Origin of the sequence: Corynebacterium incognita, assembly GCF_014217255.1 — a bacterium.
GTDB lineage: Bacteria > Actinomycetota > Actinomycetes > Mycobacteriales > Mycobacteriaceae > Corynebacterium > Corynebacterium incognitum.
This window is the reverse complement of the sequence record NZ_CP059404.1, coordinates 134,471-150,981: the sequence shown is the minus strand read 5'-3', so window position 1 is coordinate 150,981 and position 16,511 is coordinate 134,471. Positions and strand designations below refer to the sequence as shown.

The 16,511-nt window shown below is 63.4% G+C and carries 13 protein-coding genes; 12 read left to right on the top strand and 1 reads right to left on the bottom strand.

What is annotated here, in order from left to right:
* Positions 1-57: 57 nt before the first annotated feature.
* Entirely contained in the window at positions 58-1,491 is a 1,434-nt protein-coding gene (locus H0194_RS00715) for a TIGR01777 family oxidoreductase (RefSeq protein WP_185176004.1), read from the bottom strand.
* A 192-nt stretch (positions 1,492-1,683) separates the two neighbouring features.
* Here H0194_RS00715 and pyrR point away from each other — a divergent pair, with 192 nt between their 5' ends.
* The 12 genes from pyrR (at position 1,684) to H0194_RS00655 (ending at position 16,505) form a co-directional block, all read left to right on the top strand.
* Complete coding sequence (gene pyrR / locus H0194_RS00710; RefSeq protein WP_185176003.1) at positions 1,684-2,328, top strand: bifunctional pyr operon transcriptional regulator/uracil phosphoribosyltransferase PyrR; 645 nt, start codon at positions 1,684-1,686, stop codon at positions 2,326-2,328.
* A 35-nt stretch (positions 2,329-2,363) separates the two neighbouring features.
* Positions 2,364-3,323: an aspartate carbamoyltransferase catalytic subunit gene (locus H0194_RS00705; RefSeq protein WP_185176002.1), complete on the top strand. Its 960-nt coding sequence runs from the start codon at positions 2,364-2,366 to the stop codon at positions 3,321-3,323.
* A 58-nt stretch (positions 3,324-3,381) separates the two neighbouring features.
* Complete coding sequence (locus H0194_RS00700; RefSeq protein ID WP_185176001.1) at positions 3,382-4,803, top strand: dihydroorotase; 1,422 nt, start codon at positions 3,382-3,384, stop codon at positions 4,801-4,803.
* Positions 4,804-4,827: 24 nt separating this feature from the next.
* Entirely contained in the window at positions 4,828-6,033 is a 1,206-nt protein-coding gene (gene carA, locus H0194_RS00695; protein ID WP_185176000.1) for a glutamine-hydrolyzing carbamoyl-phosphate synthase small subunit, read from the top strand.
* Positions 6,034-6,065: 32 nt separating this feature from the next.
* The gene (carB, locus tag H0194_RS00690) at positions 6,066-9,401 is read left to right on the top strand and encodes a carbamoyl-phosphate synthase large subunit (protein WP_185175999.1); all 3,336 of its coding nucleotides are present in this window, start codon (positions 6,066-6,068) and stop codon (positions 9,399-9,401) included.
* A complete protein-coding gene (gene pyrF / locus H0194_RS00685; protein ID WP_185175998.1) occupies positions 9,391-10,236 on the top strand; it encodes an orotidine-5'-phosphate decarboxylase in 846 nt (281 codons plus the stop codon). Before carB ends, pyrF begins: the two co-directional genes overlap by 11 nt.
* Positions 10,237-10,477: 241 nt before the next feature.
* On the top strand, positions 10,478-10,798 hold the full coding sequence (gene mihF, locus H0194_RS00680; protein ID WP_185175997.1) for an integration host factor, actinobacterial type: 321 nt from the start codon (positions 10,478-10,480) through the stop codon (positions 10,796-10,798).
* A gap of 14 nt (positions 10,799-10,812) precedes the next feature.
* Positions 10,813-11,385, top strand: a complete 573-nt coding sequence (gene gmk, locus H0194_RS00675) for a guanylate kinase (protein WP_185175996.1) — start codon at positions 10,813-10,815, stop codon at positions 11,383-11,385.
* A 111-nt stretch (positions 11,386-11,496) separates the two neighbouring features.
* On the top strand, positions 11,497-11,799 hold the full coding sequence (rpoZ, locus tag H0194_RS00670; protein ID WP_185175995.1) for a DNA-directed RNA polymerase subunit omega: 303 nt from the start codon (positions 11,497-11,499) through the stop codon (positions 11,797-11,799).
* Positions 11,800-11,962: 163 nt separating this feature from the next.
* Positions 11,963-13,186, top strand: coding sequence for a bifunctional phosphopantothenoylcysteine decarboxylase/phosphopantothenate--cysteine ligase CoaBC (gene coaBC / locus H0194_RS00665; RefSeq protein WP_185175994.1), 1,224 nt, complete (start codon positions 11,963-11,965; stop codon positions 13,184-13,186).
* A 29-nt stretch (positions 13,187-13,215) separates the two neighbouring features.
* Positions 13,216-14,472: a methionine adenosyltransferase gene (gene metK / locus H0194_RS00660; RefSeq protein WP_185175993.1), complete on the top strand. Its 1,257-nt coding sequence runs from the start codon at positions 13,216-13,218 to the stop codon at positions 14,470-14,472.
* Between the two features lie 11 nt (positions 14,473-14,483).
* Entirely contained in the window at positions 14,484-16,505 is a 2,022-nt protein-coding gene (locus H0194_RS00655; RefSeq protein WP_185175992.1) for a primosomal protein N', read from the top strand.
* The last annotated feature ends 6 nt before the right edge of the window (positions 16,506-16,511 follow it).

Sequence of the window (16,511 nt, the reverse complement as noted above, 5' to 3'; positions counted from 1 at the left end):
TCCAAGACCCACCCTACAATGTGCAGAGAAGCGCCAATCTTTGCACTGACGAGTCAATCAGGCGTCAGTGAGCGGCTCCCCGCCAAGTTCATGCGCCAGGGCGGCGTCCACGGAGGGGTAGCGGAAGGCGTGGCCGAGGGAGTCAAGTGCCGACGGAATCACGCGCTGTTCGGCGAGCGCCAATTCCCGGGCGCCCTCTTTGCCCAGCAGCAGAGCGGGCCCTACGGTCGGGATGGGAATCAAGGTCGGACGCTTCAGCTCGCGCCCCAACGCTTGTGCGAAGTCCTCGTTGAACAACGGGTGAGGCGAGGTCGCATTAATGGGCCCCGACACCGCGGCGTCCACGATCGCGCGGAAGTAGATATCGGTGAGGTCATCAGCGCTAATCCAACTAAACCAGAACTGGCCGTCACCGAAACGCCCGCCCAAGCCAGTGGAAAACAGCGTGCGGAGAAGAGGGAGGAGACCGTGGCCGCCGTCAAGGGCTACGCCGGTGCGAATGAGCACGACGCGGGTGCCAGATTCGGCAGCCGGCGCCGTGGCGGACTCCCAGTCTTGGGTGACCTGTGCCAAGAACCCATCGCCGGGTTCCGACCCCTCGGTGAGCTTTTCGTCTCCGCGTTCGTTACCGTAATAGCCAATGGCCGATGCAGACACCAGGGCCTGGACACCAGGCGTGTTGGCCACGAGCTCGGCAAGTTTCCGTGTGGGCTCTACACGGGATTCCCGGATGGCGTTTTTGTGGTTGTCATTGAAACGTCCAAAAATCGGCTCGCCCGCCAGATGCACCACTACGTCGACGTCGCGCAACAAATCCGGATGCGGATTGAGCGGTTCCCAGGAACGCTGGTGCGGTTTGGCGTTTCCCCGCACCAGTTGAACCACTTTATGACCCGCGGTTGTTAACTGCGCGGTCAACGCGCGACCGACCGCACCACGTGAACCCGTCATGGCCACGGTAAGCGGTCGGGTAGGGGTGGTCACATCCCGGCTCGTTAGGTCGCCGGAAACGTCCTGGGTGGCGTAACCCGGCACGGCGTCGGCAAGCCTTTGGAGAAAAAGGAAATCTTGCCGCAATTGATGCTGTCGATAGGCGAACATCGGAGTGAGCGCGCTACCCGGAAAGCGGGAATCCACGGTGTCGGTGACAATCGTGGTGGGGCCGCCGGAATTGACCGCGGTATCGCGCACCGGGGAATCCTCGAAGCGGTGCTCGTGGCGCCAGTGCGCGAACTGGCGCACGGGAGCGTTGATGCAGACATCGGTAAAACGCCGGAACTCCTCGTAGCCGCCCAACTGGTGCTGCGCAGTCCACCTCAGGCCACCGGGGAATCCGAGGATCGTCGTCCCCGTGGCCAATGAATCCGTCTGCTGTAGCGGAACCATCGGGAGGAAAGGCGGCGTAAGGCGAGTCACCGCACCAGGGCGTGTATGCCACTGCCACACCTGGGTTCGCGGAGCCGGTACCAGGTGACGGGCTTGAAAGCTCACGGTCGACAACAACCTTTCCGGAGACTAGTGACTAGGGGACACAGGAGGGAACTCATCTCGAGACAGCAGCGCATTCCCTCACAACGCGGAAACCGCGAAGGTTTCTGCTACTGTTGGTTTCGACGTTACACCGATAGCGTCATCGAACCATCCTTTAAAGGACCGCACTGTGAGGCGGGGAAGGAGGTCACGATGAGTGAGAACCACAGCGTTGTCCATGTTACCGAGCTCCTGAGCGCGGAAGATGTGGCACGCACTATCGCACGCATCGCGCACCAGATCATTGAAAAGACTGCGTTAGATTCGACGTCGGGCGCACAGCAGCAAGTCATGCTGCTTGGAATCCCGTCGGGAGGCGTGCCATTGGCACATCGTCTCGCCACGAAGATCGAGGAATTCACCGGTGTTTCCGTCCCGGTCGGCTCGCTCGATATCACCCTGTACCGCGACGACCTGCGCTCCAAGCCGCACCGCGCGCTGCAGCCCACCAATATTCCCGGCAACGGAGTGGACGGCGCGACCGTCGTGCTCGTTGACGACGTCCTGTTTTCTGGACGCAGCATTCGTGCTGCCCTGGATGCGTTGCGCGACCTCGGGCGCCCGGAAACTGTCCAGTTGGCCGTCCTTGTCGACCGTGGCCACCGGCAGCTGCCGATTCGTGCCGATTATGTGGGCAAGAACATCCCGACCGCACGCGAAGAAGATGTCGCCGTGTACATCGAAGCCCTCGACGGAAAAGACGCGGTGGAACTATCGCGTCCCCGGGAGTCTCGTACCGCCAATACTGCCGACACTGCCGACACTGCCGACACTGCCGACACTGCCGACACCAAATAGGTTGACCTGGGAATACAAGGAAGAGACAACGGCTGATGAAACACTTATTGTCCATCGCAGAATGCACGAAGGATGAGGTGATTGGCCTGTTGGATGAGGCCGATCGCTTCCGGGAGACGCTGGAGGGCCGTGAGGTCAAGAAGCTGCCCACCCTTCGTGGTCGCACGATTTATACCCTGTTCTACGAAAACTCCACTCGCACACGCTCGTCGTTCGAGACCGCTGGCAAATGGATGTCTGCGGACGTCATTAACCTGTCGGCCTCGTCGTCGTCGGTGAAGAAGGGCGAGTCCCTGCGCGATACCGGCCTGACGCTGTCGGCGATCGGCGCGGACGCCATCATTATCCGCCACCCGTCCTCGGGCGCGGCGCAGCAGCTGGCGAGTTGGGTCGCACCCGAAGGCCGCGGCCCGTCCGTCATCAACGCCGGCGACGGTGCGCATCAGCACCCCACGCAGGCGCTTCTCGACGCCGTGACGATGCGCCAGCGCCTGGGTATCACCTCCGGCGACTTCTCTGGGCTCAAGGTGAAGATTGTGGGCGACTGCCTGCACTCGCGCGTGGTGCGGTCGAACGTCGAGCTGCTCACACTGCTGGGCGCGGACGTCACCCTCGTGGGCCCGCCGACGCTGATGCCGCAGGGCGTGAACCACTGGCCGGTCACTGTGTCCTATGACTTTGACTCGCAGTTGGCCGACGCCGATGTGGTCATGATGCTGCGCGTGCAGCAGGAGCGTATGCAAGGCGGCTTCTTCCCCTCACACCGCGAGTACGCCACGTTCTTCGGGCTGTCCCAGCAGCGCGCCAACATGATGAAAGACGGCGCCATCATCATGCACCCCGGACCGATGCTGCGCGGCATGGAAATCAATTACGCCGTGGCAGACCGCGATAATGCCGCGGTCCTGCAACAGGTCAACAACGGCGTTCATCTGCGCATGGCCGTGCTCTTCACGTTACTTGCAGGCGACCAAGCCCCAGGCGCAGACAGCTAAGTCCCACGTCGCTCAGACTGCCACCGAGCTACACCGACCACGAATTCCGGATAGGACCATGAACTCACACACTAACGCCGCTGCGTCCAGCGCGGCAGATTTCCCGGCCACGGGTGTGACCAGCACACCGGCACCGGGGCACACCCTGATCACCAACGTTCGCCCCTACGGAGAAGGCGACCCCGTCAACGTCCTCATCACCGACGGCCGCATCGCTGCCATCGGCGGCGACGTCCAGCTTCCCCACGAGGACGAGGGGGCAGCGGAGACCCGCACCGTTATCGACGGCGACGGTAACGTCTTGCTCCCGGGCCTTGTGGACATGCACGTGCACCTGCGCGAGCCTGGCCGCGAGGACACCGAGACCATTGAGACCGGCTCCAAAGCAGCTGCCAAGGGCGGCTTCACCGCGGTCTTCACGATGGCAAACACCAACCCCGTTACCGACCAGCCCATCATTGCGGAGTCCGTGTGGAAGAAGTCGCAGGGGTTCGGTATCTGCGACGTCCACCCCGTCGGCTCCATCACCAAGGGACTCGAGGGCAAGACGCTCACCGAGTTCGGCATGATGGCGCGCTCGGACGCCAAGGTGCGGATGTTTTCTGACGACGGCAAGTGCGTCGCCGACCCGCAGCTCATGCGCCGCGCGTTGGAATACGCCAAGGGCATGGACGTGCTTCTGGCGCAGCACGCGGAGGAGCCGCGCCTGACCGAAGGCGCCGTGGCTCACGAGGGCGAAGTAGCAGCCAAGCTGGGACTGCGGGGCTGGCCCCGCGTGGCGGAGGAATCCATCGTCGCCCGCGACGCGCTGCTCGCGCGTGACTACGGCAACCGTGTCCACATGTGCCACGCCTCTACCACCGGCACCGTCGAGCTGCTCAAGTGGGCGAAGTCCCAGGGCATTCCGCTATCCGCCGAGGTCACTCCGCACCACCTTCTGCTCACTGACGACAAGCTGCACACCTACGACGGAGTGTTCCGAGTGAACCCGCCGCTGCGTGAGGAGCACGACACCATCGCGCTGCGCGAGGCGCTCCTGGACGGCACCATCGACGTGGTGGCCACCGACCACGCACCCCACGGCGCGGAGGACAAGTGCGTGGAGTTCGAAAATGCGAAGCCGGGCATGCTCGGCCTGGAGTCTTCGCTGGCGATCATCGCGAAGATCTTCGTCTCCTCCGGCCTCGCTGACTGGCGCTTTATTGCCCGCGTCATGAGCGAGCGCCCCGCCGAGCTCACCAAACTCCCGGACCACGGTCGCCCCATCGCCGTCGGCGAACCCGCAAACCTCACTATCGTGGATCCCAACTCGTCGTGGACTTCGGACTCCACCCAGCTGGAATCCAAGGCCGCAAACAATCCCTTTGAAGGCGAGGAGTTCGCCGTTCAGGTCACCCACACCCTGTTGCGCGGCAACCTGACCTTTGAGCTGCGCCCGGGTGCCACCTCGTCCGCTTCCACTCCGTCCGCATCCGCCTAGACACCGCGAAAGGTAATAATTAGCATGACTGCACACAACACCACCAGCACCGAGGCGGTTTTGGTCCTCGCTTCCGGCCGGGTCTTCCGCGGCTACGGCTTCGGCGCGGAGGGCACCGCCTTGGGGGAGGCCGTGTTCACCACCGCCATGACGGGCTACCAGGAAACCATGACGGACCCGTCCTACCACCGCCAGTTGGTCACCCTCACCGCACCGCAGGTGGGCAACACCGGCTGGAACGACGAGGACAACGAGTCTCGCGGTAACAAGATCTGGGTTGCAGGCCTCATCATCCGCGACCTCGCGCACCGCGTCTCCAACTGGCGCGCGCAGCGCTCGCTTGAAGACGAGATGAAGGCGCAGAACGTCATCGGCATCCGCGGCGTCGACACGCGCGCCTTGGTGCGCGAGCTGCGCAATCAAGGTTCCATTGCGGCCGGCATCTTCAGCGGTGAGGCAGCCCGCCGCCCGGTGGAGGAGCTCGTCGCCGAGGTGAACGCTCAGGAGTCTATGGCAGGCGCCGACCTGGCTGCCGAAGTCACCACCGACGAGGTATATACCATCCCGGTAGTAGGGGAGAAGAAGTACACCGTCGTGGCCTACGACATGGGCATTAAGACTGCCACCCCGAACCACTTCGCCCAGCGTGGCATTGAGTCCATCGTCGTGCCTGCCGGCACCCCGCTGGCGGACATTCAGCAGTACAACCCCGACGGCGTGTTTATCTCCAACGGCCCTGGCGACCCGGCCACGGCCGATGAGATGGTGGCCGTGACCCGCGACATCCTTGCCGCTAAGCTTCCGTTGTTCGGCATCTGCTTCGGCAACCAGATCCTGGGGCGCGCGCTGGGATTGAAGACCTACAAGATGAAGTTCGGTCACCGCGGCATCAACGTCCCGGTCAAGAACCACGTCACCGGAAAGATCGACATCACCTCCCAGAACCACGGCTTCGCCCTGGAGGGCGAGGCAGGCCAGGAGTTCGAGACGGACTTCGGCACCGGAGTGGTCACCCACACCTGCCTCAACGACGGCACCGTCGAGGGCGTGGCGCTGAAGAACGGCATGGCGTATTCGGTGCAGTACCACCCCGAATCCGCGGCAGGCCCGCACGACGCCAACCCGCTGTTCGACCAGTTCATCGAGCTCATGGACGCAGCCTCACCGAACCGTACCGCTGGCATCGCCGCGGATAACGCTGCCGACAACAACCCTGCCGCGACCAACTAAGCCCACCAGGAAAGGAAACAAAGGAAAACACCATGCCAAAGCGCAACGACCTCAACCACGTCCTGGTGATTGGCTCCGGCCCCATCGTCATCGGCCAAGCCTGCGAATTCGACTACTCCGGTACCCAGGCGTGCCGCGTGCTCAAGGAGGAGGGCCTGCGCGTGACGCTGGTCAACTCCAACCCCGCGACCATCATGACCGACCCGGAGTTCGCGGACCACACCTACGTCGAGCCCATCCAGCCTGACTACATCGAGAAAATCTTCATTAAGGAAGCCGAGGAAGGCCACCCCATCGACGCTGTGCTGGCGACCCTTGGCGGCCAGACCGCGCTGAACGCCGCGGTGCAGCTGGATCGCCAGGGAATCCTGGACAAGTACGGCATCGAGCTGATCGGCGCCGACATCGATGCCATCGAGCGCGGCGAGGACCGCCAGAAATTCAAAGACATCGTGGCCAAGATCGGGGGCGAGTCCGCCCGCTCCCGCGTGTGCCACAACATGGACGAGGTCCACGAGACCGTCGCGGAGCTCGGCCTGCCGGTCGTCGTCCGCCCATCGTTCACCATGGGTGGTCTGGGCTCTGGCCTGGCCTTCAACAACGAGGACCTCGAGCGCATTGCCGGCGGCGGCCTGGCCGCATCCCCTGAGGCTAACGTGCTCATCGAGGAATCCATCCTGGGCTGGAAGGAATTTGAGCTCGAGCTGATGCGCGACGGCGACGACAACGTCGTGGTCATCGCCTCCATCGAGAACGTGGATGCGCTGGGCGTGCATACCGGCGACTCCGTCACCGTGGCCCCTGCTCTCACCCTTACCGACCGCGAGTTCCAGACCATGCGCGACCAGGGCATCGCCATCATCCGTGAGGTCGGTGTGGACACCGGCGGCTGCAACATCCAGTTCGCCATCAACCCGAACGACGGCCGTATCATCACCATCGAGATGAACCCGCGCGTATCGCGTTCGTCTGCTCTGGCTTCCAAGGCCACCGGCTTCCCGATCGCCAAGATCGCCGCCAAGCTCGCCATCGGCTACACCCTGGATGAGATCACCAACGACATCACCGGTGTGACGCCAGCGGCCTTCGAGCCGACCCTGGACTACGTCATTGTCAAGGCCCCACGCTTTGCCTTCGAGAAGTTCCCGGGCGCCGACGACACCCTGACCACCACGATGAAGTCCGTCGGCGAGGCCATGGGTATCGGCCGTAACTACATCTCTGGTCTCAACAAGGTCATGCGCTCTCTGGAGAACAAGCCTGGCGGGTTCTGGACCACCGACGACGCCGTCTTCGCCGGCGAGCGTGCCACGGACGTGGTGGCCGTTCTGGAAGACCTGCGCCGCCCGACTGAGGGGCGCCTGTACGACGCCGAATTGGCGCTGCGTTTAGGCGCCACTGTTGAGCAGGTTCACGAGGCCTCCGGCATCGACCCGTGGTTCTTGGCTGAGCTGGAGGCACTGGTGCAGTTCCGCTCCAAGCTTGCCGACGCCCGAATCCTGGACGAGGCGCTACTGCGCGAAGCCAAGTACATTGGGCTGTCCGACGCCCAGATTGCCGCCCTGCGTCCGGAGTTCGCCTCCGAGGATGGCGTGCGCGCCCTGCGCTGGTCCCTGGGCATCCGCCCGGTATTCAAGACCGTGGATACCTGTGCCGGCGAATTCGAGGCGCAGACGCCGTACCACTACTCGGCATACGAACTGGACCCGAACGCGGAGTCCGAGGTGACCGAGCAGCGCGACAAGGACAAGGTCATCATTTTGGGCTCAGGCCCGAACCGCATCGGACAGGGCATCGAGTTCGACTATTCGTGCGTGCACGCCGCACTGGAGCTCTCCCGCATCGGCTATGAGACGGTGATGGTCAACTGCAACCCAGAGACCGTTTCTACCGATTACGACACCGCGGACCGCCTGTACTTCGAGCCGCTGACTTTCGAGGACGTCATGGAGGTTTACCACGCGGAAGCACAGTCCGGCAACGTCGCCGGCGTTATTGTGCAGCTGGGCGGCCAGACTCCCCTGGGGCTGGCGCAGCGCCTGGCCGACGCTGGCGTCCCGGTCGTCGGCACCACCCCGGAAGCCATCGACTTGGCTGAGGACCGCGGCGAATTCGGCAAGGTCCTCACGAAGGCAGAGCTGGCAGCGCCGGACTTTGGTACCGCCACCGACTTCGACGAGGCTAAAAAGGTTGCTTCCCAAATCGGCTACCCCGTGCTGGTGCGTCCGTCCTACGTGCTGGGTGGCCGCGGCATGGAAATCGTCTACGACGAGGCGTCCCTGGAGGACTACATCACTCGTGCCACCGAGATCACCTCTGACCACCCCGTATTGGTGGACCGCTTCCTGGACTCTGCCATCGAGATCGACGTCGACGCGCTGTGCGACGGCACCGAGGTCTACCTCGGCGGCGTGATGGAGCACATCCAGGAGGCCGGTATCCACTCTGGTGACTCCTCCTGTGCGCTGCCGCCGATGACCCTGGGACCGGAGGACATCGAGAAGGTGCGCCGCTCCACCGAGGCGCTCGCACACGGCATCGGGGTACGCGGCCTCATGAACATCCAGTTCGCGCTCAAGGACGACATCCTTTACGTTATCGAGGCTAACCCGCGCGCCTCCCGCACCGTGCCGTTCGTATCCAAGGCCACCGGCGTGCCGTTGGCCAAGGCAGCATCGCGTGTCATGATGGGCGCCACCATCGCCGAGCTGAAGGCCGAGGGCATGCTTCCGGATTCTTACGACGGCGGCGCGTTGCCCGATTCCCACCCGATTGCGGTGAAGGAAGCAGTCCTGCCGTTCAACCGCTTCCGACGTTTCGACGGCTCGATGCTGGACACCCTGCTGTCTCCGGAGATGAAGTCCACCGGCGAGGTTATGGGCCTGGCCGGCGACTTCGGTGCGGCCTACCTCAAGGCCTCCACCGCGGCGTTTGCCAAACTGCCTCAGGAAGGTCGAGTGTTCGTTTCCGTGGCTAACCGCGATAAGCGCTCACTCATTCTGCCCATCCAGTCGCTGGCAAACATGGGATACACCATTCTGGCTACCGCGGGTACCGGTTCCATCCTGCGCCGTAACGGTATCGAGTGCGAGATCGTGCCGAAGGCCTCCGAAGTCCGCGAGGGTGCGGAGGGCACGTCCATTGTGCAACGCATCCTGGACCGTGAGGTCGATCTCATCCTGAACACCCCGGCTGGTTCCTCCGGTGCGCGTCATGATGGCTACGAGATTCGTGCCGCAGCCATCGAGATGGACGTGCCATTGGTGACTACTGTGCAGGCGGTGACCGCGTGCGTGCAGGCCCTGACCGCGCAAAACCGTGGCGAAATGTCGGTGACCGCGCTGCAGGAGCTGACTCATGACGCCTAAGATCGCCGAACAGGCCAGCTTTGGCGCGCGCCTGGTGAAGGCAGGGGAGCAGCGCGGTCGGTTGTGTGTGGGTATCGATCCGCACCCGCACCTGCTCGAAGCGTGGGGCCTCGACGCTAACGTCGACGGGTTACGCCGTTTCACAGAAACGTGCGTGGAGGCTTTCGCCGACACCGCTGCGTTGGTCAAGCCACAGGTGGCCTTCTTTGAGGCCTACGGATCGGCTGGGTTCGTAGTACTGGAGGAAGCCTTGGCGGCGTTGCGTCAGGCGGAATGCCTCACGGTGGCGGACGCCAAGCGCGGCGACATCGGTTCGACGATGGCGGGCTACGCCACGGCGTGGCTGGCAGAGGATTCTCCACTGCGCGCTGATGCAGTGACAGTGGCGCCATATCTGGGCTTCGGCTCGCTGTCCCCGGTGTTGGACGTAGCGGAAGAAGTCGGTGGCGGTGTCTTTGTGTTAGCAGCCACCTCCAACCCGGAGGCAGCCGCCCTACAGAACACCACGACGTCGGCAGGCAAGACTATTGCCCAAGGCATTGTTGATGCATGCGCGGAGCGCAACGCGCCTGCCGCACACGGCGGCGGTAGCGGGTACGGCAGTGTCGGCGTCGTCGTCGGCGCCACGTTGCATGACCCGCCGTGCCTGGAGGACCTCAACGGCCCCGTACTGCTGCCGGGCGTCGGCGCCCAAGGGGCGACGATGGCGGATGCGGCGTCGATAGGCGGTACGCAGGAGCGCTACGCTTTTCCGAACGTCTCCCGCGCGGTGTTGCAGGCCGGACCGAAAGTCGGAGAAATTCAAGCGGCCATGCGGCAGCTTTTAGCCTCGTAAACAGGAACTGAACTGCGAAAACGCCGGCTTTGGGGAACTATCCCTGAGCTGGCGTTTTGCCGTTTTAAAACCCGGTGACGTGGCGAAACGCCACCCGGTTTGCGATCCTCTTCCGCAGGCAGTGCTAGTATTGCGGGAAGTCGGTGCCTTTCCCGAGGACACCGAGCACTAGTATCCAAATACTGGTATCCAAGTATTGGAACCTGAAACTAAAAGCATCTAACGAATCGGAGGAAACCCCGTGGCACTTCCAAAGTTGACGGACGAGCAGCGCAAGGAAGCCCTTGCCAAGGCAGCAGAGGCTCGTAAGGCACGCGCAGAACTCAAGGCTGACCTGAAGCGCGGCGCTACCAACCTGAAGGAAGTTCTGGAGAAGGCCGAGACCGATGAGATCATCGGCAAGACCAAGGTCTCCGCACTCCTGGAAGCCCTGCCAAAGGTGGGCAAGGTTAAGGCTAAGGAGATCATGGACGATCTCGAGATTGCTCAGACCCGTCGCCTCCGTGGCCTGGGTGAGCGCCAGCGTCGCGCCCTGCTCGAGCGCTTCGGTTTCGCCGAGTAAATCCGGATCTCGCAATGGCAAATGGACAACCTGCGGGCCGCCTGGTCGTTTTGGCTGGCCCCTCGGCCGTGGGCAAATCCACGGTGGTGTCCCGTTTGCGCGAAGATGTCAAGGACCTCTATTTTTCGGTGTCCATGACAACCCGTCAGCCGCGTCCTGGTGAACAGGACGGGGTTGACTATTTCTTTGTGTCCCCAGAGACGTTCCAGGAGCGTATTGACGCCGGCGAGATGCTTGAATGGGCAGAAATCCACGGCGGTTTGCAGCGTTCAGGCACTCCAGCCCGTCCCGTACAAGATGCGCTGGGCTCCGGTCACCCCGTCCTCGTTGAGGTGGACTTGGTCGGCGCCCGCAACGTCAAGCAGGCAATGCCGGAAGCGGCGACGGTGTTTCTCGCGCCCCCTTCCTGGGAGGTGCTCGTCGAACGCCTCGTGGGTCGTGGCACCGAGCCTGAAGATGTCATCGCGCGTCGTTTGGACACCGCTCGGCAGGAGATTGCCGCCAAGGATGAGTTTGACTACGTTGTAGTCAACGATGACCTGGATGCGGCCGTGGCACGAATTAGTGCTATCCTGCAAGGCGAGTAACTCACCTGCGTTCGCGTAGCATATCTGCGCTGAGCAGGGGCATGAAGATGATCGCGTGAGCGGCATCGACACACAAGTTTTAACCCGTCATCTATCTACGAAAAGGTGCATGTGACTAACGTGACCACCAACGCAACTACTGAGGCAGCTAAGCCAGAGGCAGTATTCGATACCCCAGAGGGCATTACCTCACCGCCTATCGATGAGCTCTTGGACAAGGTGTCGTCTAAGTACGCACTCGTCATTTTTGCGGCGAAGCGCGCTCGTCAAATCAACTCCTACTACCAGCAGCCGGACGATGGCGTCTTCGAGTTCATCGGCCCGCTGGTGACTCCGGAGACCGGCGAGAAGCCGCTGTCTATTGCCCTGCGCGAGATTGATGCGGGCATGTTGGAGCATGAAGAGGGCAAGTAAACCCCGCTTTACGCTCAATACAAGCGTGGTATCGGCACACCGCCGGTGCCACGCTTGTGGCGTTTTCGCGTCGCGTACGATATGAGGAAGCGCATGGCCCGTGCGCCGACGGTGTCCGCGGGCCAAGAATCATCCTGGGCTGCACGGAGGAATCGGAGGACTGATGAACATTGTGGTGGGCGTAGCCGGCGGTATTGCGGCGTATAAGGCGTGCCATATCGTGCGTTCATTCAAAGAAGCAGGAGACGAGGTGACCGTGGTGCCTACCGAGTCGGCCCTGCGCTTCGTGGGGGCCGCGACCTTTGAGGCGCTGTCCGGGAACCGGGTGTCCACCTCGGTGTTCAGTGACGTTGATGAGGTGCGTCATGTGCGAGTGGGGCAGGAAGCCGATGCCGTGGTCATCGCCCCGGCCACCGCAGATGTTGTGGCGCGCATCGCGGGTGGGCATGCCAATGACTTGCTCACCGCCACCGTGCTCGTGGCCACGTGCCCCGTCATTGTGGTGCCCGCCATGCACACTGAGATGTGGAACAATCCAGCTGTGCAGGCCAACGTGCAGGTGCTGCGCTCCCGCGGTATCACCGTCATCGAGCCCGCGCACGGGCGATTGACGGGCAAGGACTCCGGGCCCGGGCGTCTGCCAGATACCGAACAGATCGTCGACGTCGTGCGCACCCGCATGGCGGGCTATTCCTTCCCCCTGGACCTCGCCGGCAAGAAGGTAGTTATTAGCGCAGGCGGCACCCAGGAGCCGTTGGATCCCGTGCGCTACTTGGGCAACCGTTCTTCTGGGCGCCAGGGTTATGCGCTGGCGGAGATCGCGGCGCAACGCGGCGCGGATGTGGTACTGGTGGCTGGCAACCATGTGGCGCTGCCGCTGCCCGCCGGGGCGCGGGTCGTGGACGTGGTTACCACACGAGAGATGGAGGCCGTCATGAACCAGGAAGCTAAGGACGCCGACGTGGTCATCATGGCCGCGGCGGTCGCTGACTTCCGACCGGCCAACGAGGCCGCTTTCAAAATGAAGAAGGGCAACGACGACGCTGCCTTGGCGTCCGTGGAGTTGGTTGAAAACCCCGATATTTTGGCATCGCTGGTCAAACGCCGGGATGCCGGCGAGGTTCCGGCTGGGTGCGTCATCGTCGGGTTCGCGGCGGAGACGGGGGATGCCGATACTTCTGCTTTGGAATATGCGCAGGCGAAGTTCGAGCGCAAGGGCTGTGACCTGCTCATGGCCAACGAGGTGGGCGAAGGCAAGGTATTCGGTCAATTAGACAATGCGGGGTGGCTGTTGCGGCGCGGGGAGGAGCCGCAGGTGGTCCACTCCGGCAGTAAGCATGTCGTGTCCGCGCAGATCGTGGATGCGGTGGTGGCACATTTGCAGTAATAGACAACTTAGTCTACAGTTGTGTCTCGATGAATGAGATAACTCCTAGCGCCGCCGTTTCGACGTCGGCCGACGTTTCCCGCGCCCGCCTGTTCACATCCGAGTCCGTAACCGAGGGCCACCCGGATAAAATTTGCGACGCCATTTCAGACACCATCCTCGATGCGCTCCTCGAAGCGGACCCCGCAGCGCGCGTCGCAGTAGAGACCTTGGTGACTACCGGTCAGGTCCACGTGGTGGGTGAGGTGCGCACCAGTGCCTACGTGGAGATTCCACAGCTGGTTCGCGATACCCTGACCGAAATTGGCTTCGTGTCCTCCGACGTTGGCTTCGACGGCCGTACCTGTGGCGTCAACGTGGCCATCGGCGAGCAGTCCCCGGAGATCGGCCACGGCGTCGATGTAGCCACTGAGGTCCGCGACGAGGAGTCGACGGACGAAGCCGACCAAGCTGGCGCCGGAGACCAGGGCCTCATGTTCGGTTACGCCACCGACGAGACGCCAGAGCTTATGCCGCTGCCCATCGCACTGGCGCATCGCCTGTCCCGCCGCCTGGCGCAGGTGCGCAAGGAAGGTATCGTGCCGCACCTGCGACCAGACGGCAAGACTCAGGTGACCTTTGCCTACGGCGATGATGACCAGCCTTCGCACCTGGACACCGTCGTCGTGTCCACCCAGCACGACCCTGAGGTCACCCGGGACTGGCTCTACGAGCAGATGAAGACCCACGTTATTGATTTCGTTATCGCCGAGGCTGGACTCGAGCGCTTCGTGGAGAATGGCTACTCGCTGCTGGTGAACCCGTCCGGCTCGTTTATTCTGGGCGGTCCTATGGGTGATGCTGGTTTGACCGGTCGGAAGATTATCGTGGACACCTACGGCGGCATGGCACGCCACGGCGGCGGCGCCTTCTCCGGTAAGGATCCCAGCAAGGTGGACCGCTCCGCTGCGTATGCCATGCGCTGGGTGGCTAAGAACATCGTGGCCGCAGGGCTGGCACGCCGCGCGGAGGTCCAAGTGGCGTACGCCATCGGTCGTGCCAAGCCTGTCGGGCTGTACGTGGAGACTTTCGACACCGCCCAGCACGGCCTCAATGATTCCGACATTCAAGCCGCGGTGTCTGAGGTATTCGATCTGCGCCCCGGCGCCATCATCAAGGACCTCGACCTCTTGCGGCCCATCTACCGGCAGACGGCGGCCTACGGTCATTTCGGACGTAATGACCTTGACCTCCCGTGGGAAGCCACCAACCGGGTGGAGGAGCTGCGAGCTGCCGCAGGCGTGTAAAATACGCGACCATGCCACCCCGCCAGAAAGCCTCATCCCAGCCGGTCGCGCGTGTGCTGCCGTTGCTGGGCTTGCCGCACCTGGACCGGGGTTTTGACTACCTAGTCAGTGAAGATTTAGCCGATGATTGCGTCCCCGGGGTTCGGGTGCGCGTGCGTTTTCACGGCAGGCTTGTCGACGCCGTGGTGCTCGAACGCCGCGGCGAAGCCGACTACGCCGGCACGCTGCGCTATGCCGAACGCGTTATTTCTCCCGAGCTGGTGTTTCCAGCGCAGACTCGCGCTTTAGTGGAATCCCTGGCCACCCGCTACGGCGGAGTGCGCTCGGACATCATCCGCACCGCCATTCCGGCGCGCCACGCCAAGGCGGAAGAGGCGGATTTTTCGACGCCGTGGGAGGAACTTGGCACCGTCGAGGAGCCAGATCTGTCTGAGTGGCTGAACTATGTGCACGGTGAGTCTTTCGTCGACGCGGTGCTCGGGGGACAGGTCGCTCGCGCCGCGTGGCACATGGCGCCGGGGGAGCCGTGGCCGCACACCGTGGCTGCGCTCGCCGCCAAGACCGCCATGCAGGGCGGCGGGGTGGTTATCGTTCTTCCCGATCAGCGCCTAGTCAGCATGCTGGAGCAAGCATTGCGCGAGGTGGTGGGCGCTAAGCAGGTCGTGGTCCTCACCGCGGGTTTGGGGCCACAGGCGCGATACCGGCGCTACCTTGCGGTGGCCAAGGGGCAGGCTCGGATCGTCATTGGTACCAGGAGCGCTGCCTTCGCACCGGTACATAAGCTCCGGCTGGCCGCAGTTCTATTTGACCACGACGATAATCTCGTCGATCCCCGCGCTCCCTATGTCCACGCCCGCGAGGTGCTCACGACGCGCGCCGCGCAAGAGAAAAGCTCGCTCATCATTGGCGGGTATACACGGACCGCAGAAACTCAGTTGTTGGTGGAGTCGGGCTGGCTCCATAGCCTTCAGGCGCCGCGCGAGGTAGTGCGCCGCCAGTCTCCGCTGATTCGTGCAACGGCGGATTCTGACTTCGAACAGGAACGAGACCCCCACGCGCGTTATGCCCGCATTCCGACGCAGGCCTATCTGTCCATTAAGCGTGCGTTGACTGCGGGCTCACCAGTATTGATTCAGGTCCCTCGGAAAGGCTATGTGCCCACGCTTGCTTGCGGGACGTGCCGTGCCCCTGCGCGCTGCCGCAAGTGCAATGGTCCTCTGGGCCTGCCCGCCGGTGAGGGGCAGGCGGCGCTGCCGACGTGCGGCTGGTGCGGGCGTCCGGAGCCAAAATTCGTGTGCGGGGAGTGCGGTAGCTCTCGGTTGCGCGCAGTGGTGTTAGGCAGCGAACGTACGGCAGAAGAGTTAGGGCGCGCCTTCGCCCCGGCGCCGGTAGTGACATCTGGCGGCACGAAGGTTGTCGAGACCGTGGCGAACAAGGCGGCCATCGTGGTGTCCACGCCAGGGGCCGAGCCGCGGGTAGAAGACGACGCGGGATATGGCGCGGCGGTCATGCTGGATACCTGGGCGCTCATGAGCCGGGCGGATCTCCGGGCGATGGAGGACACTCTCGCGAAGTGGGCCAAGGTGGTGGCCTTGGTGCGGTCAGCGGATGACGGTGGTGAGGTAACCGTGGTGGCGGATGCCGCGGCACCGGTGGTGCAATCGCTGATTAGGTGGGACATGCCTGGCGCGGCTGCGGCCGAATTGGCGGCGCGGCGCGAGGTGGGATTCCCTCCTGCGGTGAACATGGCGGCGGTGGATGGGCCGGAAAAGTCCATCGACGCCTTTATGGAGCAGGTGGAGCTTCCCGACGGAGCGGAAATCCTTGGCCCCGTCGATCTCCCGGCGGGGGAGAAGCTCCCTGGCGAGTACGACGTCCAAGCCTTTGGACGCCCGCAGCGCATCCTCGTGCGCACCCCGCTGGGGCCGCGCGGCCAACTGGGAGCCGCACTGCGCGCCGCGGCCGCGCTGCGTACCGCGAGCCGCGACGAACTGCCGCTACGCATCCAGGTTGACCCGAAGCACGTGGGCTAAAGTTGT